At 63.9% G+C, this 19,182-nt stretch carries 19 protein-coding genes and 1 tRNA gene; 10 read left to right on the plus strand and 10 right to left on the minus strand.

Annotated features, from left to right (window positions below; all coding sequences use genetic code 11):
• Positions 1–102: 102 nt before the first annotated feature.
• Positions 103–582: a 50S ribosomal protein L13 gene (rplM, locus tag IAG41_RS09935; protein ID WP_187728440.1), complete on the plus strand. Its 480-nt coding sequence runs from the start codon at positions 103–105 to the stop codon at positions 580–582.
• Positions 582–1,139: a 30S ribosomal protein S9 gene (gene rpsI, locus IAG41_RS09940; protein ID WP_187728441.1), complete on the plus strand. Its 558-nt coding sequence runs from the start codon at positions 582–584 to the stop codon at positions 1,137–1,139. The genes rplM and rpsI overlap by 1 nt, the downstream gene beginning before the upstream one ends.
• Before the next feature lie 89 nt (positions 1,140–1,228).
• Here rpsI and IAG41_RS09945 read toward each other — a convergent pair whose 3' ends face one another.
• From IAG41_RS09945 to IAG41_RS09960, 4 genes are read right to left on the minus strand one after another with little or no spacing between them, the layout of a single operon-like run.
• Positions 1,229–1,615: a hypothetical protein gene (locus tag IAG41_RS09945; protein WP_187728442.1), complete on the minus strand. Its 387-nt coding sequence runs from the start codon at positions 1,613–1,615 to the stop codon at positions 1,229–1,231.
• Between the two features lie 8 nt (positions 1,616–1,623).
• A complete protein-coding gene (locus tag IAG41_RS09950; protein WP_187728443.1) occupies positions 1,624–3,123 on the minus strand; it encodes a TIGR01777 family oxidoreductase in 1,500 nt (499 codons plus the stop codon).
• On the minus strand, positions 3,123–3,872 hold the full coding sequence (locus IAG41_RS09955) for a DUF4166 domain-containing protein (protein WP_262408601.1): 750 nt from the start codon (positions 3,870–3,872) through the stop codon (positions 3,123–3,125). Before IAG41_RS09955 ends, IAG41_RS09950 begins: the two co-directional genes overlap by 1 nt.
• A 5-nt stretch (positions 3,873–3,877) precedes the next feature.
• Entirely contained in the window at positions 3,878–4,444 is a 567-nt protein-coding gene (locus IAG41_RS09960) for a GbsR/MarR family transcriptional regulator (protein WP_187728444.1), read from the minus strand.
• 308 nt (positions 4,445–4,752) lie between these two features.
• Here IAG41_RS09960 and IAG41_RS09965 point away from each other — a divergent pair, with 308 nt between their 5' ends.
• The 3 genes from IAG41_RS09965 (at position 4,753) to IAG41_RS09975 (ending at position 8,236) form a co-directional block, all read left to right on the plus strand.
• Positions 4,753–6,405, plus strand: a complete 1,653-nt coding sequence (locus tag IAG41_RS09965) for a DUF1800 family protein (protein ID WP_187728445.1) — start codon at positions 4,753–4,755, stop codon at positions 6,403–6,405.
• Positions 6,406–6,415: 10 nt separating this feature from the next.
• Entirely contained in the window at positions 6,416–7,783 is a 1,368-nt protein-coding gene (locus IAG41_RS09970) for a DUF1501 domain-containing protein (RefSeq protein WP_187728446.1), read from the plus strand.
• 69 nt (positions 7,784–7,852) lie between these two features.
• Positions 7,853–8,236: a bleomycin resistance protein gene (locus IAG41_RS09975; RefSeq protein ID WP_187728447.1), complete on the plus strand. Its 384-nt coding sequence runs from the start codon at positions 7,853–7,855 to the stop codon at positions 8,234–8,236.
• 235 nt (positions 8,237–8,471) lie between these two features.
• Here IAG41_RS09975 and IAG41_RS09980 read toward each other — a convergent pair whose 3' ends face one another.
• Positions 8,472–10,079, minus strand: a complete 1,608-nt coding sequence (locus tag IAG41_RS09980) for an ATP-binding protein (protein WP_187728448.1) — start codon at positions 10,077–10,079, stop codon at positions 8,472–8,474.
• Between the two features lie 382 nt (positions 10,080–10,461).
• Between IAG41_RS09980 and IAG41_RS09985 the strand changes: the two genes are divergently transcribed.
• The gene (locus IAG41_RS09985; RefSeq protein WP_187728449.1) at positions 10,462–10,701 is read left to right on the plus strand and encodes a DUF6894 family protein; all 240 of its coding nucleotides are present in this window, start codon (positions 10,462–10,464) and stop codon (positions 10,699–10,701) included.
• 234 nt (positions 10,702–10,935) lie between these two features.
• Here IAG41_RS09985 and IAG41_RS09990 read toward each other — a convergent pair whose 3' ends face one another.
• Genes IAG41_RS09990 through IAG41_RS10000 form a run of 3 tightly spaced genes read right to left on the minus strand, consistent with a single transcriptional unit; the run spans position 10,936 to position 13,523 of the window.
• The gene (locus tag IAG41_RS09990; protein WP_187728450.1) at positions 10,936–11,682 is read right to left on the minus strand and encodes a metallophosphoesterase family protein; all 747 of its coding nucleotides are present in this window, start codon (positions 11,680–11,682) and stop codon (positions 10,936–10,938) included.
• Positions 11,679–12,515 carry a diacylglycerol/lipid kinase family protein gene (locus IAG41_RS09995; protein WP_187728451.1) on the minus strand — a complete coding sequence of 279 codons (837 nt, stop codon included), beginning with the start codon at positions 12,513–12,515 and terminating at the stop codon, positions 11,679–11,681. Before IAG41_RS09995 ends, IAG41_RS09990 begins: the two co-directional genes overlap by 4 nt.
• 54 nt (positions 12,516–12,569) lie before the next feature.
• Positions 12,570–13,523, minus strand: a complete 954-nt coding sequence (locus IAG41_RS10000) for an AraC family transcriptional regulator (RefSeq protein ID WP_187728452.1) — start codon at positions 13,521–13,523, stop codon at positions 12,570–12,572.
• 146 nt (positions 13,524–13,669) lie between these two features.
• Here IAG41_RS10000 and IAG41_RS10005 point away from each other — a divergent pair, with 146 nt between their 5' ends.
• Complete coding sequence (locus IAG41_RS10005) at positions 13,670–14,722, plus strand: NAD(P)-dependent alcohol dehydrogenase (protein ID WP_187728453.1); 1,053 nt, start codon at positions 13,670–13,672, stop codon at positions 14,720–14,722.
• Between the two features lie 171 nt (positions 14,723–14,893).
• On the opposite strand, the gene IAG41_RS10010 is transcribed toward IAG41_RS10005, so the two are convergent.
• Complete coding sequence (locus IAG41_RS10010) at positions 14,894–15,985, minus strand: nodulation protein NodZ (protein ID WP_187728454.1); 1,092 nt, start codon at positions 15,983–15,985, stop codon at positions 14,894–14,896.
• A gap of 479 nt (positions 15,986–16,464) precedes the next feature.
• Here IAG41_RS10010 and IAG41_RS10015 point away from each other — a divergent pair.
• The 3 genes from IAG41_RS10015 (at position 16,465) to IAG41_RS10025 (ending at position 18,509) form a co-directional block, all read left to right on the plus strand.
• Positions 16,465–16,538: transfer RNA gene (locus tag IAG41_RS10015), tRNA-Gly, on the plus strand.
• Positions 16,539–16,685: 147 nt separating this feature from the next.
• A complete protein-coding gene (locus IAG41_RS10020) occupies positions 16,686–16,883 on the plus strand; it encodes a hypothetical protein (RefSeq protein ID WP_187728455.1) in 198 nt (65 codons plus the stop codon).
• 231 nt (positions 16,884–17,114) lie between these two features.
• The gene (locus IAG41_RS10025; RefSeq protein WP_187728456.1) at positions 17,115–18,509 is read left to right on the plus strand and encodes a M20/M25/M40 family metallo-hydrolase; all 1,395 of its coding nucleotides are present in this window, start codon (positions 17,115–17,117) and stop codon (positions 18,507–18,509) included.
• Here the strand turns inward: IAG41_RS10025 and IAG41_RS10030 are convergent.
• Positions 18,490–19,104, minus strand: a complete 615-nt coding sequence (locus IAG41_RS10030) for a TetR family transcriptional regulator C-terminal domain-containing protein (protein WP_187728457.1) — start codon at positions 19,102–19,104, stop codon at positions 18,490–18,492. The two genes, IAG41_RS10025 and IAG41_RS10030, sit on opposite strands and share 20 nt — an antisense overlap.
• Positions 19,105–19,182: the final 78 nt, after the last annotated feature.

A 19,182-nucleotide genomic window follows, 5' to 3' on the forward strand; every position in this document is an offset into this window, starting at 1 on the left:
GGCGCTTTTGCTTGACTTTCACCCCCTCCTCACGCAAATGGCCGCCAACCGCGCTGGCCGAAAGGTCGGCGCGCTTGCGTTTCAAACGAAAGGTCCGGCCCCATGAAGGCGCTGATGAAGACCACCAAGTCGGTAAAGCCGGCCGAAGTGGAGAAGAAGTGGCATCTCGTCGATGCCGAGGGTCTCGTGGTCGGTCGCGCTGCGACGATCATCGCCAATGTGCTGCGCGGCAAGCACAAGACGAGCTTCACCCCGCACGTCGATTGCGGCGACAATGTCGTCGTCATCAACGCCGACAAGATCCGGTTCACCGGCAAGAAGCTGCAGAACAAGGTCTATTACAAGCACACCGGTTATGCCGGCGGCATCAAGGAAATCACCGCGGGCAAGGTGCTCGAGGGTCGTTTCCCGGAGCGCGTGCTTGAGAAGGCCGTTGAGCGCATGATTCCCCGTGGCCCGCTCGGCCGCCAGCAGATGCGCAACCTGCGCATCTTCGCCGGTACGGAGCATCCGCATGCCGCGCAGAACCCCGAAGTCCTCGACATCGCGTCGATGAACCGCAAGAACAAGGTGGGCGCATAATGTCCGACAACCGCCAGTCCCTTTCCGATCTGGGCGCCATCGCCGCCGGTGAGCAGGCCGTCGCCACGAACGCACAGGCTTCGTCCGACGCGCGCGCCGATGCCTTTCTGGCCGGCCAGCTCGACGTTCCGTCGACCCCCGCTCCGCTGCGCCAGCAGGAGATCGACAATCTCGGCCGCGCCTATGCGACCGGCCGCCGCAAGGACGCCGTCGCCCGCGTCTGGATCAAGCCCGGCTCGGGCAAGATCACGATCAACGGCCGCGACCAGGAAGTCTATTTCGCGCGTCCGACGCTGCGCCTCGTCATCAACCAGCCGTTCGGCGTCGCCGATCGCACCGGTGCCTATGACGTCGTCTGCACCGTCAAGGGCGGTGGCCTTTCGGGCCAGGCCGGCGCGGTCAAGCACGGCATCGCCCAGGCGCTGACCAAGTACGAGCCGGTCCTCCGCGCTTCGGTCAAGGCCGCCGGCTTCCTGACCCGCGACAGCCGCACGGTCGAGCGCAAGAAGTACGGCCGCGCCAAGGCACGCCGCAGCTTCCAGTTCTCGAAGCGCTAAGCGGTTCCTTCAGAACAACCGAAAGGGCGGTCCGGCAACGGGCCGCCCTTTTGTTTGCGTCCGTGATGCGACCTCGATCGCGCTGGCACTCATATCTCGTCCCTGATGATCCACCCATAAAAGGCCACACCGCCGATCAGCCCTGACCCGGCGAAGAACGCGAGCGCCTTGAGCATGTCGATCGGATCGGCCCCTGCCATCATCGCAGGCACCCCAACAGCTAGCGCAACGGGCGCTCCACCGACCACGGCACCGCCAATTGCGCAGCTTATCCAGTCCAGCGGAATCCAGCGCCGAAGCGAATAATAGAGAGGAGCGGCAATCAGCGCGGCGTGCAAACAGGTGATGGGTAGCACCGGAGGCAGGAGGAATATACCGAATCCGTAGGATAGGATTAACATCGGGCCAGTCGCGGCCGCCGCACCGATGACCATGGCGCTCATGATCGTCCCGGCGGCCGGATATTCGGATGGCATAGCCTCCATCAATGCAGCAGTCTTGCTTCGCGCCAGGCCGGTTCGGCCGTCGCTGCAGGCTTCGGAGCGCCGACGATCCGGCCCAAGGCGTCCCCGATCTCCGGATGTAGGAACTGGAAGCCGTGGAACACGGCCTTGACCGGAAGCGCGCGCTGGCCCGCCAGGAACAGTTCACGGGCGAAATCACCGAGCAGCCAGCGCAGCGGCGCGGCCGGCAGCGGGATCAGTGCGGGGCGATGCAGCGCCTTGCCCAGCGCCTGCGCGAACGCGCGATTGCGCACCGGATTCGGCGCGACGGCGTTCACTGCGCCCCCCAGGCTCTCGTCTTCGATCGCGAATGCGATCAGCCGCACAAGATCGTCGCGATGAATCCAGCTCATCCATTGCCGTCCGCTGCCAATCGGCCCGCCCATTCCCATTTCGAACGGAAAGAGCAGGTTGCCGAGCAGCCCGCCCTCGCTCGCCAGCACCATGCCAATTCGCAGTCGCACCACGCGCATGCCGCGCGCGACGCATGCTTCAGCGGCATCCTCGGCGGCGCGGCACGCATCGGCGCTGAAGCAGGTGCCGGCTGCCCCGCCCTCGTCGAGCACCGCTTCGCCGGTGTCGCCATAGAAGCCGACTGCGGACGCGGCCACGAGAACTTCAGGCGCGCATTGTAGCCGTCCGACCAGCGCATCGAGCGCCGCTGCCATGCGTACCCGGCTGCCCTTGATCTCCGCGCGGCGGCGGCCCGTCCACAAGCCGCCGGCGACGCTCTCCCCCGCCAAATTGACGATCGCGTGGATCCGCTCAGCCGCATGTATCTGGACAAGGTCGGTGACGACGCGCACCGGCGCGGGCAGTTCCAGCGCGCGCTTGCGATCGCGCGTCAGGACCGTCACCGAATGCCCAGCTCCGGCCAGCGCTGCGACCAGCCGGCGCCCGACAAAGCCGGTGCCACCGGTAACCAGGATGTTGCGCCGGCGCGCGGAGCTTCCCAGCAGCGGCGCGGCATCGGTCTCGACGATTCGTCGTATCCGCGCCGCCGCCGCCATGTCGCGCAAGCCGAAGAGCACGACACCCGCCGCGGCGGCTGCGAAAATCACCGACAGCCAGCCGTTCCACACCAGCGGCAGCGCATCCGCGCGCGCCGCCCGGCTCCAAAGATCGGGCACCAGCAGCGCCAGGACCACACCGTAATTGAGCGTCAGTAGCGTGTGGGTCACGCGCTCGCTCGCCGGCAGCAGCCGGGTGCGATCTTCCTCGACGAAATCCCACAGGGTGATTCCCGCTTCCGTCAGCAGCAGCGCGAGTAGCGCCGTCGCCCACCCGCCCGTCGGCGCGCTCCAGCCGAGCGCCAGAAAGACGACCGCGTAAATTAGGTTGCGCACGCCGTGCAGCTTGAGCTCAAGCGCCGCCCTGGGCTTCCACGCGAGGCGTTGGGTCAGCTCGTGGTGATAGAGCGTGTCGAAGCCGCCCATAGCGATTTGGGCGAGCAGCAGCGGCCACAGAGGAAAATCGAGCATCACCGATCTCCGGGTTCGCAGTCGGCGAAGATCGCCGTCTGATGGATGAGTTCGCCCAGCAGCGGATGGGCGAGGTCGAGCGTGAAGGCGAAACGGCCGGCGCCCAGATCGGTGTGTGCGATGACGAGGTGGCCCAGCATCGCTTCGGGAATGCGCAGCCGCAGCCAGCCGAACTTCAGGAAATAATGATCGCTGACGAACAGCAATGTGCCTGCCTGTTCGTCGAGCCGCAGCGCAATTCCCACGCCCAGCCCCAGATATTCCTCAAGCCCCGTCGGGCCGGCGAAGCGCTTGGCGCTGTGGATAACCTGTGGAAAACCTTGGCGTCGGCCATATTGGCGAGTCCAATATTGGCTTTCGCCGTCCGCGTCGGCGGTCACGCTCACGCTGGCGGAGACGCCGGTGTCAGCGCTGATCGGCAGCGGCCCTCCGATCAGGCGTGCGGCCTGGGCGAGCAGCCAGCCTGCCCGGCTCATCCGGCATTCGGCGACTTCGCCGATATAGTTGACGCATGCCCCCGCTGCGATCCTGCGCAGGAAGCGGCTGCGGGTGGCGGGCGGCAGGAACAGCCAGCGGTCTTTCAACAGGCGCGCGAAAGGGCTTTCGCCGTCGTCATGGACACGCGCCGCAGCGCGACGCCACGCCGCATACTGGGCCAGTTCGCCCGCTCTCGATCCGACTGTCATCCCCATTGTCAGTCCTTTCTGTAAAAACGGAAATATTCGAGCGCAGCAATGCCGAGCCATCATCCGGCTCAACCCTCCTTGGTTTTCCCCTTGGGAAGGAACGCGAGCACGCGCTTTCCCATCTTGATCAGCAGCATCAGCCGGCTCGGCGGGATCGCGATCATCTGCTGGTACCAGTCGTCGATCGTCGCCACGAAATCATGCATCCCCTCGATCCGCTCGCGCGCGGTCTTCGAGATGCGCGTGTCAGCCTTCGCTTCCTCGGTGCAGATCCTGAGCGCCGCCACGGCGGGATCGATCTCGCGTTCCTTGCGCCCCTCGGCGATGCGCGTGAGCATCCGCATCAGATCGACCTCGGCCTCATAATGGTCGCGCCGGTCGCCCATTACCGGCACCCGGCGAATCAGCTTCCACCCCAGCAGTTCCTTGAGGCTGTTCGACGTGTTGCTCCGCGCGACGCGCAGCGTGTCGCTGATCTCCTCGGCATTGAGCGGCCGGTCGCTCAGATAGAGCAGCGCATGGATCTGCGCGACCGAGCGGTTTACGCCCCATTGTCCGCCCATCTCGCCCCAGTGCAGCACGAACTGCTGGACGGCGGTTGGGAGCATCGTGTTGTTGTCAGCTATTTCTGTCATTACAGAAATGTACGTTATTCCTGTTTGGCAGTCAATATGATGTTTGCGCTATCATCCGTCTGGTTTGCTGAACGCCCCGCCGTGCCAATTTTCGTTACGAATTGGAAACAAGCGGCCTCCTCCGCTGCACCGCGAGAAAAAGACAGTTTTGCTACGGCCCCCCCGACCATTCGGACAGTGTTCCGCACTTCGCGTCCGGCATATAGGCCCGTCGCAAGCAGGCCGCGAAGGCGGAACCTGAGCGGGAACAGTTAGTGAAAAGCGTATCAAAATGGGCCGTGCTGTGCGCGGTCGGCGGAGCAAGCCTCTTGTCCGCCTATGCCATGGTAGGCAGCGGCCAGACATATCAAGGTGTGGTGAAGATCGTGGCGCCAGGCACGGCCTCGGCGACTTCGCCCACACCGCCGGGCGGCCCGCAGGTCGCCTCGGACGCAGTGCGGCTGGCGAAACAGGCTAGCTTCGGTCCGACGCCGGCCCTGGTCACCCGGATCCAGTCCCTCGGCGTCAACGGGTGGCTCAACGAGCAGTTCGCCACCACCGGCAGCACCTATGCCGATATGGCCGCGAGCGACGTGCGCATGGACTTCTGCGTCCCCACGGACCTCACTTGCTACCGGCAACACTTCTCGCGCCTGCCGGTGGCTATGCGCTTCTATGCCGATGCGATCTCCGCGCCCGACCAGTTGCGCCAGCGCGTCGCCTTTGCGCTGGGGCAGATGATCGTCGCCTCCGAACAGGAGGTCACCTCGACCGCCGGTATCGCGACGTTCAACCAGATCTTCCTCACGAACGCTTTCGGCAACTATCGCAATATCCTGAAGGCCGTCTCGCTCAGCGGCTATATGGGCGACTATCTCGACATGGCGGACAGCGACAAGGTCGCCCCGAACGAGAACTATGCACGCGAATTCCTCCAGCTCTTCTCGATGGGGCCCGATCAGCTCACCATAGACGGCAGAGCCCGGCTCGACGCGTCCGGCACTCGCATTCCCAACTACACTTCGGACGATATTCGTGGCGTTGCCCGCGCGCTAACGGGCTGGACCCACCCCCGGCTCGCCGGCTCGCCGGCCAATGACGGCAAGGCGCGCGACTATTCGAAGCCGATGATCCCGGTCCCGAGCCGGTACGATTCCACCGCCAAGACCTTCCTGGGCGTCACCGTGCCTGCCGGCGCAGCGCAGCAAGCCAGCGTCGATGCCGTGGTCGACGCGGCGTTCAACAACGCCTCGACCGGCCCCTTCGTCGCGCGACATCTCATCGTCCATCTGGTGACGGCCAATCCCACCTCGGCCTATGTCGGCCGCGTCGCCGCGGTGTTCAACAACAATGGCAGCGGCGTGCGCGGCGATCTGAAGGCGGTGGTCCGCGCGATCCTGACCGATACCGAGGCGCGCACAGCGCCGGGCGCCAATAGCGGCAAGGTCAAGGAGCCGGTCCTGGTGATGACGAGCTTGGCCCGCGCGATCGGCATCGCGACCGATGGCTATGTCTTTGCCACGCGCGACAGTGCGCTGGGCCAGCCCGTGATGCGCGCGCCTTCGGTATTCAATTTCTACCCTGACGATTTTCCGTTGGCCGGCAGCGCCACGCTCAAGAGCCCGGCGTCGAAGCTCATGACCGCGGCCGGCGTGCTGCGTTTGCATAATTTCGTCTACGACTGGACGATCCAAGGCGACGCTTCACGGGCGGAATATGCGATCCTGTCGGGCATGCCGCGTTCGTCTGGCACCCAGCCTTTATGGTCCGGTTGGGAAGCGTTCGGCACCAATATCGATGGCATGGTCGACCGGGTCAACACGCTGCTCTTCGCCAACACGCTGACCAGCACGCACAAGGCCGCGCTCAAGGCCGCGGCGATGGCCGTGACCAATCCGGATCCGCGCACCCAGGCTCGCAAGCGCGCCCAGATGATACTCTATGTCGCCGCGACCAGTCCGCTCTTCCTGGTCGATCGGTAAGGGAACTAAGATGACCCTCTCCCGTCGCGATTTCGTTCGCTTCACCGCCGGCACCGGCGCGCTCGCCGCCCTTGGCCAGTTGGGCCGCACCTCTGCCATGGCGGCGCCCGTCGGCACCTATCGGGCAATGGTTGGTGTGTTCCTGCTCGGCGGCAATGACGGCTGGAACATGGTGATTCCCACCGACGCCCGCCACGCCGCCTATCTCGCCTCGCGCAGTCAGGTCGGGATTCCCGCAAGCGCGCTTAAGCCGCTTACCAACTCGACCTACGCCCTCCATCCCGCGATGGCGGCACTCCGTCCGCTATGGGACGAAGGCTCGCTGGCGCTGGTGCTCAACACCGGCACACTGTTCGCGCCGCTTACCAAGGCGACATACAACGCACGTCCCGACCTGCGGCCGAGCAACCTGATGAGCCACCCCGACGAGCAGGGGCATTGGCAGGGAATGCGCGCGCGCGAAGGAAGCAGTGACGGCTTCATGGGGCGCATTGCCGATCGCATGGCCGCCACGCCGACGCCGTCGCTGATATCGCTGGCCGGCTCCACCCTGGCGATATTGGGCAGGCAGAGCGCTTCGCTCGCCATTCCATCGACCGGCACGATGATCCGGTCGGGCGTCAATCCTGCAATGACCGCCAGGAACAACGCGATCAACGCCCTTGCCGACGGTGCCGCCTATGGCACGATCACCGACGCGACCGGCCGCAGCATCAGCACGAGCTACACCCAGGCCAACACCGCAAATGCCATCCTCTCCGCTGCCAGTTCGGTCGAGAACTATTTCCTCGATCCGGTCACCAAGGCGCCGTTGACCAGCGACATTGCGCGCCAGCTCATCCGGGTCGCCCGCATGATCGAAGCCCGCGGTTCGCTGGGCCATGCGCGCCAGACCTTCTTTGTCGCTCAAGGAGGGTATGACACGCATTCCCATCAGGTCGTGCTGGGAAATGCCGCCACTGGCGTCCATGCCGATTTGCTCGGCGATCTCGCCGTTGCTCTCGCCTGCTTCCACCGCGCGATGCAGGCAATGGGCATGGCGCAGAACGTGACGGCCTTCACGATGAGCGATTTCGGGCGCAGCTATCGTAGCAATGCCCAGGCCGGCACCGATCACGCATGGGGCAACAATCACCTGGTCGTCGGCGGCAATGTGAAGCCCGGCGGAATCTTCGGCGCCTATCCCGATCCGACACTGGGCGGCGCCAACGACATCGACGTCAGCGGGCGCTTCATCCCCACCATCGCGCAGGAGGAATATGTCGGCGCGATTGCGCGCTGGCACGGCGTCGCCGCCGCCGACATGCCCTATGTCTTCCCCAACTGGACGACATGGAGCACCGCTGGCCGCGGCCCCCTGGGGTTGTTCCGCGTTTAACCCTCCGGCAGGCTTGCCCTTGTGCCACGCTCCGTGCGACTCGGGTGCGGACGAAACAAGGGGGCATTCGTGGCCAATCTGTACCGCATCACCCCGTTCATGCACGTGCCGGACATCGACGCGGCGATCAGCTTCTTCACCGAGATACTCGGCTTCACCTGCCGCTTCCGCCAGGGCACCTATGCCTATGTCCAGCGCGAGGTCGCGGCATTCCGGTTGCTCCAGAACGCCGGCGACGACGGCGCGCCGCCGGGCAACCGCCGCTTCTGCTATTATATCGACGTCGAGGATGTCGACGCGATCCACGAGGAGCTCAAGCCCAAGATCCCGCTGCTCAACGACGGCGACGTCTATGGCCCGGTCGACCAGATCTATGGCCAGCGCGAGCTGCTGGTGATGGCGCCCGACGGCAACATCATCGCCTTCGGCCAGGACATGACGGTCAAGCGCTAGCGCCGGTGAGCGGTAGCCGGATACCCTAAAGTCACAAAGGTCGCAGGCTCTTCGCGCACCCACGCGTGAGCCGGACCCACGCGAAGTTGACACGGTTGACACCTGCTATGTCGAAAAACCTGGTGGTGCGATCGGAGACGACCGCAGCGATCCGACGATGAGATAGAGCCACGATAGATTCGCAGGCCAAATCCTACATTGCCGGCGGTTTTGCAGAGGCGGATTGGGATGACCGCTAACGACCCAGTAGCGGCTTCGGCAGTGGCAAAGAAAAAGCCAGGCAGGCTCCAGCCTCGCTCGTGCTCTCCAGCCAGATTCGCCCTCCGTCGTGCGATTCGATGATATGGCGGCATATCGACAGGCCAATTCCCATCCCGCCGTGCTTCGAGGAAGGGGTCCATTCGAAAAGAGCTTCAACCTTGTCGAGAGGGATCCCGGGGCCATTGTCGAAGACCGAGACGACGACGTCTTGTCCCCTCACCGTCGCAGACACGATCACCCGGCCGCCTTCGCGCCCGGCAACAGCCTCGCAGGCATTTCGCGCCAAATTCACAATGACCTGCTCGATCTGGACTCGATCGCCTCCGAGCTTCAGCTTGCTGCTGCCCCGGTATTCGATGGGCGCGCCGCTATAGACCCCGGCTCGCACCAGTTGGAGTGATTCACGGATGGCGCTCTTCACGTCGAACATCTCGTAGTGCGACTGTCGGCGTTCGGTCATGTCCCGAAGACGGCGGAGTATCTCTCCGGCACGCTTCACACCGTCGACAATTCCCTTGATCGCAGAAGGCAGCGCCGGGTCCGCGCCCGGCAGCGCTTTCGCTAGATTGCCACAAACGTCCGCGTAGTTCGAAATGATAGTCAGGGGCTGATTCAATTCATGGGCGATGGTCGCAGCCATCGTGCTCATGGCACCGGCCAGGGAGATTTCGGTGAGCTCCGCCTGGAGAAGTCGGACTTGGTCGGCCGCTTGGATCTGCTCGGTTGCGTCGTGTCCCTCGCAAAACACGCCTGTGATGATACCGGACCCGTCGCGCACCGCCTGGAAGATGAAGTCGAGAAAGCGGACGCCGTCTTGCCCCTGGCTTCCAGGCCGAAGGCACACGGGCATGTTGCTGCCGGTGAAGGATTGTCCGGTTCGATAGACCTCGTCCAGCAGTACCAGAAACCCCTGTTCGGGAAACTCCGGGACTGCCTCCGCGACCCCGATACCCAGCAGGTGACGATGCCCGACAAGTCGGTGGAATGAGTCGTTGGCGAACGTGAAGAGGTGATCTGGCCCCTCCATCGTGACGATGAAGTCCGGCGTGTGCTGGTAGAGGGAGTGCAGCGCGCTTCGTTCCTCGCGCATTCGCTTTTCATGGACGCTCAGATCGACGAAGGAGATGCAGTGCTGGACGACCTTGCCGCTCCGGTCATGCACCGGGTTGATCCGGATCGCGAGCAGGAGAATGCGTTCGTCGCGCCGGTGGCACTTCACTTCGATGGTCTCGACTGCCTCCGCTTCAAACTGCGAAGCAATACGCTCGAGCGATTCCGGATCAGCCACGTGCGACATGAGAAACCCGAACGACTGCCCGACGGCCTCTGCAAACGAATAGCCGGTGAGCTTCAGGAAGCTGTCATTGGCGAATATGATCGGGTTGCCGCCTTCCAGCGCGTTGGTGAAGACCATCGCCATGCGCGTGGCCTCGGTCGCGACGACAAAGGGTCCCAGCGCGCGCCGGAACCGGTCTACTTCGCGCTCCGCAATGCGCTGATCGCCGCTGGCGCGATCGATGCCCGGTGCCCTCGACACGAACGGAGCGTCACCGGCAAAAGGAGGTGCTGAGTGGATCGTCATACGATTCTCCGGCGGGCGAGAGCTGTGTATCTCCCAGTTGCCGAAGTGCCGTGACGTTTCGCCAATGTATTATCGTGTCACATCAACGCATAAATAACAATATATTACGGTTAATAAGGCTTAATTCTTCGAATTCCCAGCGAAAATGCTGAATTAAATCGGCAAAACTAATTCGATGATCACTACGTATTATTACGGTATCTTTCGTAAAAATACGAAAGATTTACTAATAGCCGCCGTTACAGAGGTCATCATAACTAATTTATGTTATGATGCATCTGCGACTTTAGAGCTCGCGAGCCGTTCTGATTGCATTGCCGACTATCATTCGAGGCGTCTGCAACCGGGAGCACCAATGCTCTCGCCTTAGCGCTGGAGCGTCATGGAACGCTATTTTTTCGACATCAAAGACGGTCACGACCTTCCCGACGAGCATGGATCGGAGTGGCCGGACATTTCTGCCGTGCGCATAGAGGCGGTTCGCTACGCGGCCGAGGTCCTGAAGGAAATGCCCGAGCGTTTCTGGAACGCCGAGGAGTGGACGATGACCGTTTCAGATCAACGACGCAAAGCCATCTTCACGCTAAAGTTCTTTGCGGAAGCCGCTGTTAGCGCAGCCTAGCCGGTTCGGCGAAAAATCCATGGGCTCTAAACAGCAAGTAGATACGAACGGCGACAGGCCGGATGCTAGCGGCGAGCTCGAATAATCGCCAACCTGACAAGGGTGCAACTGGTCACTAGCCAATATTCCGCCGTCCCGTCCCGAAATTCGCTTATGGGAATGGCTGCTATTCAGGCTTTACGAGGCGACGTCCGCTTTACCAATAACGGACGGTGATTCTTCGGGGCTTTCACCCTATAGCGCCACGCTCGCCTCTCCCTTGAAGCGCGCCTTGGTGCTGAAGCTCGCACCGTCGATCATGATCTCGTTGAACGAGGGTGGCTGCGAGCGCACGCGCTCCGAAAGCGTCCCCGCGCCGATCAGCCGCACCGTGCGCCCATCCACCGCTTGCTCGATGTCGAACGGGTCATGGACATGGCCGGTGAGCACCGCATGCGCACCCGCGCTCGCCAGCGCCTCCAGCGCTTCAACACCGCGACGGGTCTTCGAGGTAGCGACCGTCCCGCCCTCGACCAGCGGGTGATGGCACGCCACGAAGATCAGGTCCCCTGTCGGCACCGCCTCGACCAGCGCCAGCGCTTCCCGCAGCGCCCGTATGCTCACATAACCCTTCGACCAGTTGAGCCGCCACTGAAAGCGCGCCGTGGTCTTGAGCGGCACCACCGCCACGCCCTGCACGTCGAGCGGCTTTTCGATCATCCGCTCGAGCGACTGGTAGCGCTTGTACGGCGTCACGAAGCGCGCCCACAGGTTGAAATAGGGCAGGTCGTGATTGCCCACCTCCACCGTCACCGGCCGGCCCAGGCTCTCCAGCCATTTCGCCGCCGCTTCGAACTCGCGTCTCCGCGCCCGCATCGTCAGGTCGCCGGTCATGATCACCGCATCGGGCTGCTCCTCGCGCACCCTGGCGGCGAACCAGTCGATCGCCTCGCGGTCCTCGCGGCCGAAATGGACGTCGCTGACATGGAACAGTCGGGTCACACCGCCTCCTCGCGTGTTGCGATGAATGCCTTGCGACTCTTGCCGGGCGTAATGGCTTCCCCGGCGTCGAGCGTCACCGGCTCGCCATCGAACAATGCCAGCACGCGCTTGCGACCGCGCACCCGCAATTGCTTTGCCAAGGTCTCGGTCACCGACCGCGCCGCGACCCAGTCGCCATTCACCCATTCCCAGCCAAGCTGCGCGATCGATCGCCAGTCGCGCGCATCGACCGCGGCGATGTCGAGCCCGTCCGGATCGGGCCGCACGAACACCGCCTGATAGCGGTCGCTCAGGCCCGGCGCCCCGGCGACGCGGATGCCCTGTTCGCCGAACGTCTTGCGCCACGCCGCCCGCGCCGCGCCGACCAGCCGCCCGAACCGTCCCTTGCGTGCCGCCTCGCGCGCCCGCACCCAGGCCGCCGCCGGCCCCAGGATCAGCCCGACAAAGGCGCGGTGCCTGCCCGCCTCGACATAGGGCAAAGCGACGAGCCGGTCGCTTCGGTGCGCGGCATGGACGATCTTGCTGGGGTCGAGGTCGCTGTGCAGCGCCTTGGCGAGCAGGTTCATCGTGCCGCCCGGCAGGATCAGGAACGATCCCTTCCACTCCGCCAGCGCGCAGAGCGCCGCGTTGATCGTCCCGTCCCCTGCGAACAGCACCACCGTATCTGCCCCCGCCGCGTCCAGTTCCGCTTCCTTCGGCAATTTCTGCTCGGGAAAGTCGGTGCGCCCGGCGAGCTTTAGCGCATTCTCTTCGAATACCGCCTCCAGCGCATCGCATTTGGCGCGTGAGGTCGTGCCGGAATCGGGATTGGTGATGAACCAGAGTTTTTCCATCGCCGGCCAACGCGCGAGCGCGGATTTGGTCGCTTCCCAAGCGTAACGATTTTGCTACGCGGTCGTCACGAATTCCCGCGTCTCCGCGCGCAGCGCCGCAACGTCCCGCTTGGGCGGCGCGCCGAACAGACGACGATATTCGCGACTGAACTGGGTCGAGCTCTCATAGCCAACCCGAAGCGCTGCGCTGCCCGCGTCGATCGACTCGCTCAGCATCACCCGCCGCGCCTCGTGGAGCCGTAGATGCTTCTGGTACTGAAGTGGGCTCATCCCGGTCAGCGCGCGGAAATGGTGGTGCAGCGTCGACACGCCCATCGCCGCCACATCCGCAAGTGTCTCCACTCGCACGGGCGAGACATAGTTCTCGCGCAGCCAGGCGATCACCCGCGCGGCGCGATTCGCCTGCGTGCCGAGCGACACCGTCTGGCGCAGCCGCGCGCCGGTGGGTCCGGTCAGCAAGCGGTAGAGTATCTCGCGCTCGATTATCCGGCCCAGAATGGCGATGTCGTGCGGTGTCTCAAGCAGACCGATCAGCCGGTTGACGGCGTCGAGCAGCTCGAGCGTGGCCGGGCCCGTCGCCATCGCCGTGCCCGCGCCGGCCGTATCGATCGCCGCCAAATCGATATCGGCGATCAGGTCCCGCGCCGCTTCAAGATCTAGCTTGAGCATGATCGAGAGAAAAGGTTCGTCCAGACGCGCATCGAGCACGCAGGAGATGGTCGGCATGTCCACCGCCGTCAGCAGGAAGCGCGACGCGTCGTAGAAATGGGTCTCGTCTCCCACCATCGCGCGCTTGCGACCGCGCACGATCACGGCGAGGCTGGGCTCGTAGATCGTGGCGTTGGCGGGATCGTAGCCCGTGCAGCGATACAGGTTCAGTCGCTCGATCGCCGTGCCATTCTCTCCGCTAGCATTGAGCAGCCGCTCTATCCGCGCGCCCATCGTCGCGCGCAGGTCGGCGGTTTCTGCACGGCGATTGGCGTCGGACTCGTCGGAGGAAATCAGCATGCACCCTATGTAGGCGCTATCGGTAGCAAGGCGACCGGTTTCGCGCCGCGCCAGAGGATCGGGCAAGAAAGCGGCAGGATCGAGCTACCGCGCGGCGCTCCGCCGCCTGTAGAGGAGCGCCGTTCCCTCAACCCGGAGCCTCCCCCATGCAAACCGTGGGTTATGCGGCCCAGACCGCAGACACTCCGCTCGCGCCTTTCGCCTTCGAGCGCCGCGAGCTTCGCCCCAACGACGTCGCGATCGAGATTCTCTATTGCGGCGTCTGCCATTCGGACCTTCACCAGGCGCGCAACGACTGGGGCGGCAGCACCTATCCGCTCGTCCCCGGCCACGAGATCGTCGGCCGCGTGATCGGCACCGGGGCTGACGTCACGCTCTACAAGAAGGGCGACAAGGTCGCCGTCGGCTGCATCGTCGACAGCTGCCAGCATTGCGACCAGTGCCACGCGGGCGAAGAGCAGATGTGCCGCAACACCGTCACCCAGACCTATAACGGCCAGGACCGCATCACCGGCGAGACCACCTATGGTGGCTATTCGCGCCACATCGTCGTCCGCGAGGAATTCGTCCTCTCGATCCCCGACGCGCTGGACCTGGCCAAGGCAGCCCCGCTGCTATGCGCAGGGATCACCACTTGGTCGCCGCTGCGCACCTGGGGCGTCGGCCCGGGCAGCCGCGTCGGCGTGATCGGCCTGGGCGGGCTCGGCCATATGGCGGTCAAGCTGGCCTATGCGATGGGTGCGCACGTCACCGTGATCAGCCGCAACGACGCCAAGAAGGCGGACGCGCTCGCGCTCGGCGCCGAGGCGCTGCTGGTGTCGGCCGATGCGGACGCGATGGCGGCCGCGGCGAGCAGCTTTGACCTGATCATCGACACGATCCCGGTCCGCCACGACGTGACGCCGTACATGCCGCTGCTCGACATCGACGCGACCCTGGTGATCGTCGGGCAGCTCGGCCCGATCGACGAGACCAGCACCTTACCGTTCCTGATGGGCCGGCGTCGACTTTCGGGCTCGCCGATCGGCGGCATCGCCGAGACGCAGGAGATGCTCGATTTCTGCGCGCGGATGAACATCCTGCCCGAATGCGAGATGATCGCGATCCAGGACATCAACCACGCCTTCGAACGCATGGAGCGCGCCGATGTCCGCTATCGCTTCGTGATCGACATGGCGTCGATGCCGGAAGCCGCCTGACCCTGCCCGGTCCCGGTCGGCGCGCGAGCCGTTGACCGACCGGGGAGCGGGCCCTTGGCCCCTCTGCGCGGCGCTTTGCTTGATGGGCGACATGGTCGAGCGCACCGCGGGTTCATCCAGAGAAACGCGCTCTTTGCGACCAATGACAACATCAGGGAATAGATGGATCCGCTACTGGATCAGGGACCTGACGAAACGCCTGATCCGGACTCCGGGACGATGGCGCTCTATATCGATCAGGTTGGCGCGCGGTTTCGTCGAGATCAGGCCAGCGATCCTCGAGAAGGTTGAGCTGGCAGGGAAGATCAGATAGTCACATTCGGCGAGCAGATACATATCGATCAGCCCTTCCACCGCGTTCTGCAGCCGATCGGGACAGTTCGTATTTTGGTGCATCGGCGCGCCGTCTTCCGGGAACCATTTGGCCGTGCTCAGGACCCGATCGTAGCGCCGTCGCACGAGCTCCTCGGCTCGCCGGTTGTCGGTCGCCAGGAAGATCGTGGCTGCCGGATGCCGCGCGCGAAGCTGCGCGAGATGACGTAGCGAAGCCGTGACCGAGGTACGTCGGTCGGTATTGCGGATATGAACTCCTATCACACCGCCCGAGAAGTGCGCAGCAGCGAAAGCGTCTACCTGACGACGTATTGCGGGGGCTAAAGTGATGTGATCCCGCAGCACGCGCGCGATGATCTGGTCGTCGGATAGGTCGCGCCACGATGCCCAGGCGCCGTCGAGGTGCGGTCGGAGCCGCCGGATATGCGCATCATAGCTCCAGAACATCGCATAGCGTTCGGGATGGTCGAGCCTGCCGAGATCGATGGAATAGCGGCGCCACAGCGTCGCACTGCTGTGATCACCACCGTCGAAATCGTCGACCATCTTGTCGGCGGTCTCGCTCAGCCGGCTGATCCAGCGCGTCGGTGCGACTGAAGTCTCGTCGAAGTCGGGCAAGGCGACCACGCTGTCTTTGCATTCGAATAGGCGATGGAAGACGTTCGATCCGTCATGGGAATAGGTATAGTCGCACCAGTCGGGTACGAACGCGCGACCGCTGAGTTGTGCATAGAGCCACGCGGTTGCCGCTGCGAGCATGCGGTTGCCGAGCCCGGCTTTGCCCTTGACGCACAGATATCTGTTGGGCTGCTGAGCAGCCACCCCGTTACCCGTCAGGCCATGCGTCGTGAGCGAAGCGACACTGGCGGAGCCCTCGCTACGCCAGATATTCAAAGAGACGCGATCCCCGCATCCCGGGCTCCGACGCATCGAGCGCTCGCCTTCGAAAAGACATATGCGCGTGATGACGACTTTGGCATGCCTACCCCGGATCGGACAGAAGTCTTGGTAATGGATGGAAAGCTGCCGCCGGCATCTCTAACCGTCAATCCCGCGAATCCGAGAAGGTCCACTATGGCACACTCGGCTCCTCTTTGCTGCCGGACTGGAATCAGCCACTTGGACCAGCGGCGGATTTGGCGGGGTCTTCAATCGGATTCGTGATCTGACATCTGCATGATTTGAGGGGAAGCATTCCGCACGCGTTTGATTCTGGTCGGCCAGGCCGATGAAGAAGCTGCCGATATCATGGGCTGGTCACGCGATCAGATGGCCGGGATCCGTCGAACCTATGTTGACCAAAGTCGCGTTATCGTGGCAATCGGCGAGCGCATCGCTGCAGGCGGTGTAAACCAGACTGTAACCGCTTGAACGGCGAAGGCTAAAAACCGACGCTTTTGCAACGGATTGCGGGTGTAGCTCAATGGTAGAGCAGAAGCTTCCCAAGCTTACGACGAGGGTTCGATTCCCTTCACCCGCTCCAGCCTTCCATGGCGATACGGGCGTGCTTCCCGTCACCCGCTTACCCCTTCATCTAGGCGCCAAGGGCTGGTCGGCGCGGCAGACGAAACGAGCCTGCCTAGGTCCCTGAATCGCGATTGAATACGTATCGCGCAACAAAAGGGATATTATGCTGTTGATCATCGCCCTTCCCTTCCTGTTTTTTTCGGTAACGGGTTTGATTTACGCTGTAGAGCGGCGGCGACATTATTCCGCTGCGCATGTATTCTCGCTGTTCTTCTACTCTTTCGTGGGTCTGGTGATAGGTTTGACTTTGACTATCGCCTATTTTCTGACTGATCCTATTTTCCATCCGGTCTTGCCATAGGCCGCGCGCTTGATGTCCTCGGGCGCGATCGTCCGTCCGCTCCAGATCCACCGCATCATCCCGACGCCCAAAGCGATCGGCTGCGTAGACCTACGGGTTGAGGGTAGGATTGACGAAGCCCCGCGCCTTGCGACAGGAAGGGCAGGTGTTGCCCAACACAATTCCGGGGTCGAACAAAGGTTGATACCTTTCATCTGCTCCAATCTTTCACCTGGGCATGGAGCCAGCTTGATGCGTCACGTCGCGGCCTTTCTCGCAGTGGCGCTCGCCGCTATTCCTGCCGCCCATGCCCAGACCAATCCGGAAGCAGAAGCGCAGGCGCTCGATCTGCTCAAGCGCGGCATCGCCTTCCGCACCGTCGCCGGACCGGGCAACCAGACCTTCGAATATGCCACCTATCTGAAGTCGGTGCTGGTCGCCGGAGGCTTTGCCGACGCCGATGTCCAGGTCGAGAAGCTCGGCGACACGGCGTGGCTCGCTGCGCGCTATCGTGGCACCGGCAAGGCGAAGAATGGTGCCAAGCCGATCCTGATCTCGGGCCATATGGACGTGGTCGAGGCCAAGCCCGCCGACTGGACCCGCGATCCGTTCACCCCGGTGGTCGAGAACGGCTATATCTTCGGCCGCGGCGCGACCGACATGAAGTACGACCTCTCGACCACGGTCGCGAGCCTGATCCAGCTGAAGCGCGAGGGCTACAAGCCCGGCCGCGACATATTGCTGCTCCTCTCGGGCGACGAGGAGACATGGATGAAGACCACCGCGATCCTCTCCGACAAGTTCCACGACGCTGAGCTGCTGATCAACATCGACGGCGGCGGCGGCGGGCTGGACGAAAGCGGCAAGCCGACGATCTTCGGGCTCCAGGGCGCCGAGAAGACCTATGCCGATTACGAGATCACCTTCACCAATCCCGGCGGCCATTCGAGCGCCCCGCGCAAGGAGAATGCGATCTACTCGCTCGCCCGCGCGCTCGACCGGATCGGCAATTTCGAGTTCCCCGGCCAAGTCAACGAGATCACCAAGGCAAGCTTCCTCGCCGGCGCCAAGACCGCAAGCGATCCGAAGATCGCCGATGCGATGCGCCGCTTCGCCGCCAATCCGCAGGATGCCGAGGCCCGCGCTGTGCTCAGCGCCGAGCCGGGCCTGATCGGCCAGACCGGCACGACCTGCGTCGCGACCATGGTCAATGCCGGCCACGCGACCAACGCGCTGCCCCAGCGCGCCACCGCGAACATCAATTGCCGCATCTTCCCGGGCGTCTCGGTCGACTCGGTCCGGGACAAATTGGCCGAGCTCGTCGGCGATCCCCAGGCCAAGGTCGTCCGGCTCGAGAGCGGCTCGGTCCCCAGCGACGCCTCGCCGCTCCGCCCCGATCTGATGAAGATCGTCAGCGACGCGGTCCATGCCCGCTTCCCGGATGTGCCGGTGGTACCGGTGATGTCGGCCGGCGCGACCGACAGCATGTGGTTCCGCAACAAGGGCGTGCCCAGCTACGGCGCCTCGCCGATCTTCATGAAGGACAGCGACAGCTTCTCGCACGGCCTGAACGAGCGCACGCCCTTGAGCGAAATCGCGCCGTCGATCGTCTATTACAAGCGCGTGCTCAAGGAGCTGACCAAGTAGCGCCGTCCAGCAGCGCAGCGATCCAGCGGCCTGCGATTCCGCTCGCTTCCTCAGGCGTGAACACGCCGGGCGCGAGGCACAGTTCGAGCCAGAGCCCGTCGACCAAAGCGGTCAGCCCGATCGCGGCAAGCCGCACCGCGCCGGCGTCGACGCCGCATTCGCCGAGCAACGCCGCGATCCCCGCGCGATAGTCGGCATAGATCTCGCCGTGCAGCGCATCCATTGCGGGATTGGTCTTGGCCAGGCTCCAGAAGGCGATCCAGGTCGCGAGCAACCGCGGATCGGCGATCGGATCGCCGAAGCTCGCCGTCACATAGGCCATCAACCGCGGGCGCGGGTCCGGCCCCGCCGCCTCGACGGATGCCGCCAGCGCCGCGCGCACCCGCTCGCCAGTCCAGCGATACGTCTCTGCGATCAGCGCATCGATTCCGTCGAAATAGTGACGCAGCAGCCCCGGCGACACGCCCGCTTCGGTCGAGATCGTCCGCACCGAGACGCCCGCAGCTCCCAGTTCGGCGAGGACCTTGGCGGTTGCCGCAATCAGGCTCGCGCGACGCTCGTCAGGTTCGGCGCGGGTAAAGGCGGTGCGGGTCATCGCGTCCTTTCTACACGTCGCAGGCTTGCCCAACAGCCTATGTTGTTATACGATCGTACAACAAATATCGGGGACGCA

It is taken from the genome of Sphingomonas sp. JC676, from assembly GCF_014489075.1.
Lineage (GTDB): Bacteria > Pseudomonadota > Alphaproteobacteria > Sphingomonadales > Sphingomonadaceae > Sphingomonas.

What these genes read in the sequence shown, in the direction of transcription:
- rplM (WP_187728440.1), top strand. Translation starts at nt 103, where the DNA reads ATGAAGGCGCTGATGAAGACCACCAAGTCGGTAAAGCCGGCCGAAGTG.
- rpsI (WP_187728441.1), top strand. Translation starts at nt 582, where the DNA reads ATGTCCGACAACCGCCAGTCCCTTTCCGATCTGGGCGCCATCGCCGCC.
- IAG41_RS09945 (WP_187728442.1), bottom strand. Translation starts at nt 1,615, where the DNA reads ATGCCATCCGAATATCCGGCCGCCGGGACGATCATGAGCGCCATGGTC.
- IAG41_RS09950 (WP_187728443.1), bottom strand. Translation starts at nt 3,123, where the DNA reads ATGCTCGATTTTCCTCTGTGGCCGCTGCTGCTCGCCCAAATCGCTATG.
- IAG41_RS09955 (WP_262408601.1), bottom strand. Translation starts at nt 3,872, where the DNA reads ATGATGGCTCGGCATTGCTGCGCTCGAATATTTCCGTTTTTACAGAAA.
- IAG41_RS09960 (WP_187728444.1), bottom strand. Translation starts at nt 4,444, where the DNA reads ATGACAGAAATAGCTGACAACAACACGATGCTCCCAACCGCCGTCCAG.
- IAG41_RS09970 (WP_187728446.1), top strand. Translation starts at nt 6,416, where the DNA reads ATGACCCTCTCCCGTCGCGATTTCGTTCGCTTCACCGCCGGCACCGGC.
- IAG41_RS09980 (WP_187728448.1), bottom strand. Translation starts at nt 10,079, where the DNA reads ATGACGATCCACTCAGCACCTCCTTTTGCCGGTGACGCTCCGTTCGTG.
- IAG41_RS09985 (WP_187728449.1), top strand. Translation starts at nt 10,462, where the DNA reads ATGGAACGCTATTTTTTCGACATCAAAGACGGTCACGACCTTCCCGAC.
- IAG41_RS09995 (WP_187728451.1), bottom strand. Translation starts at nt 12,515, where the DNA reads ATGGAAAAACTCTGGTTCATCACCAATCCCGATTCCGGCACGACCTCA.
- IAG41_RS10000 (WP_187728452.1), bottom strand. Translation starts at nt 13,523, where the DNA reads ATGCTGATTTCCTCCGACGAGTCCGACGCCAATCGCCGTGCAGAAACC.
- IAG41_RS10005 (WP_187728453.1), top strand. Translation starts at nt 13,670, where the DNA reads ATGCAAACCGTGGGTTATGCGGCCCAGACCGCAGACACTCCGCTCGCG.
- IAG41_RS10010 (WP_187728454.1), bottom strand. Translation starts at nt 15,985, where the DNA reads ATGCGTCGGAGCCCGGGATGCGGGGATCGCGTCTCTTTGAATATCTGG.
- IAG41_RS10020 (WP_187728455.1), top strand. Translation starts at nt 16,686, where the DNA reads ATGCTGTTGATCATCGCCCTTCCCTTCCTGTTTTTTTCGGTAACGGGT.
- IAG41_RS10025 (WP_187728456.1), top strand. Translation starts at nt 17,115, where the DNA reads ATGCGTCACGTCGCGGCCTTTCTCGCAGTGGCGCTCGCCGCTATTCCT.
- IAG41_RS10030 (WP_187728457.1), bottom strand. Translation starts at nt 19,104, where the DNA reads ATGACCCGCACCGCCTTTACCCGCGCCGAACCTGACGAGCGTCGCGCG.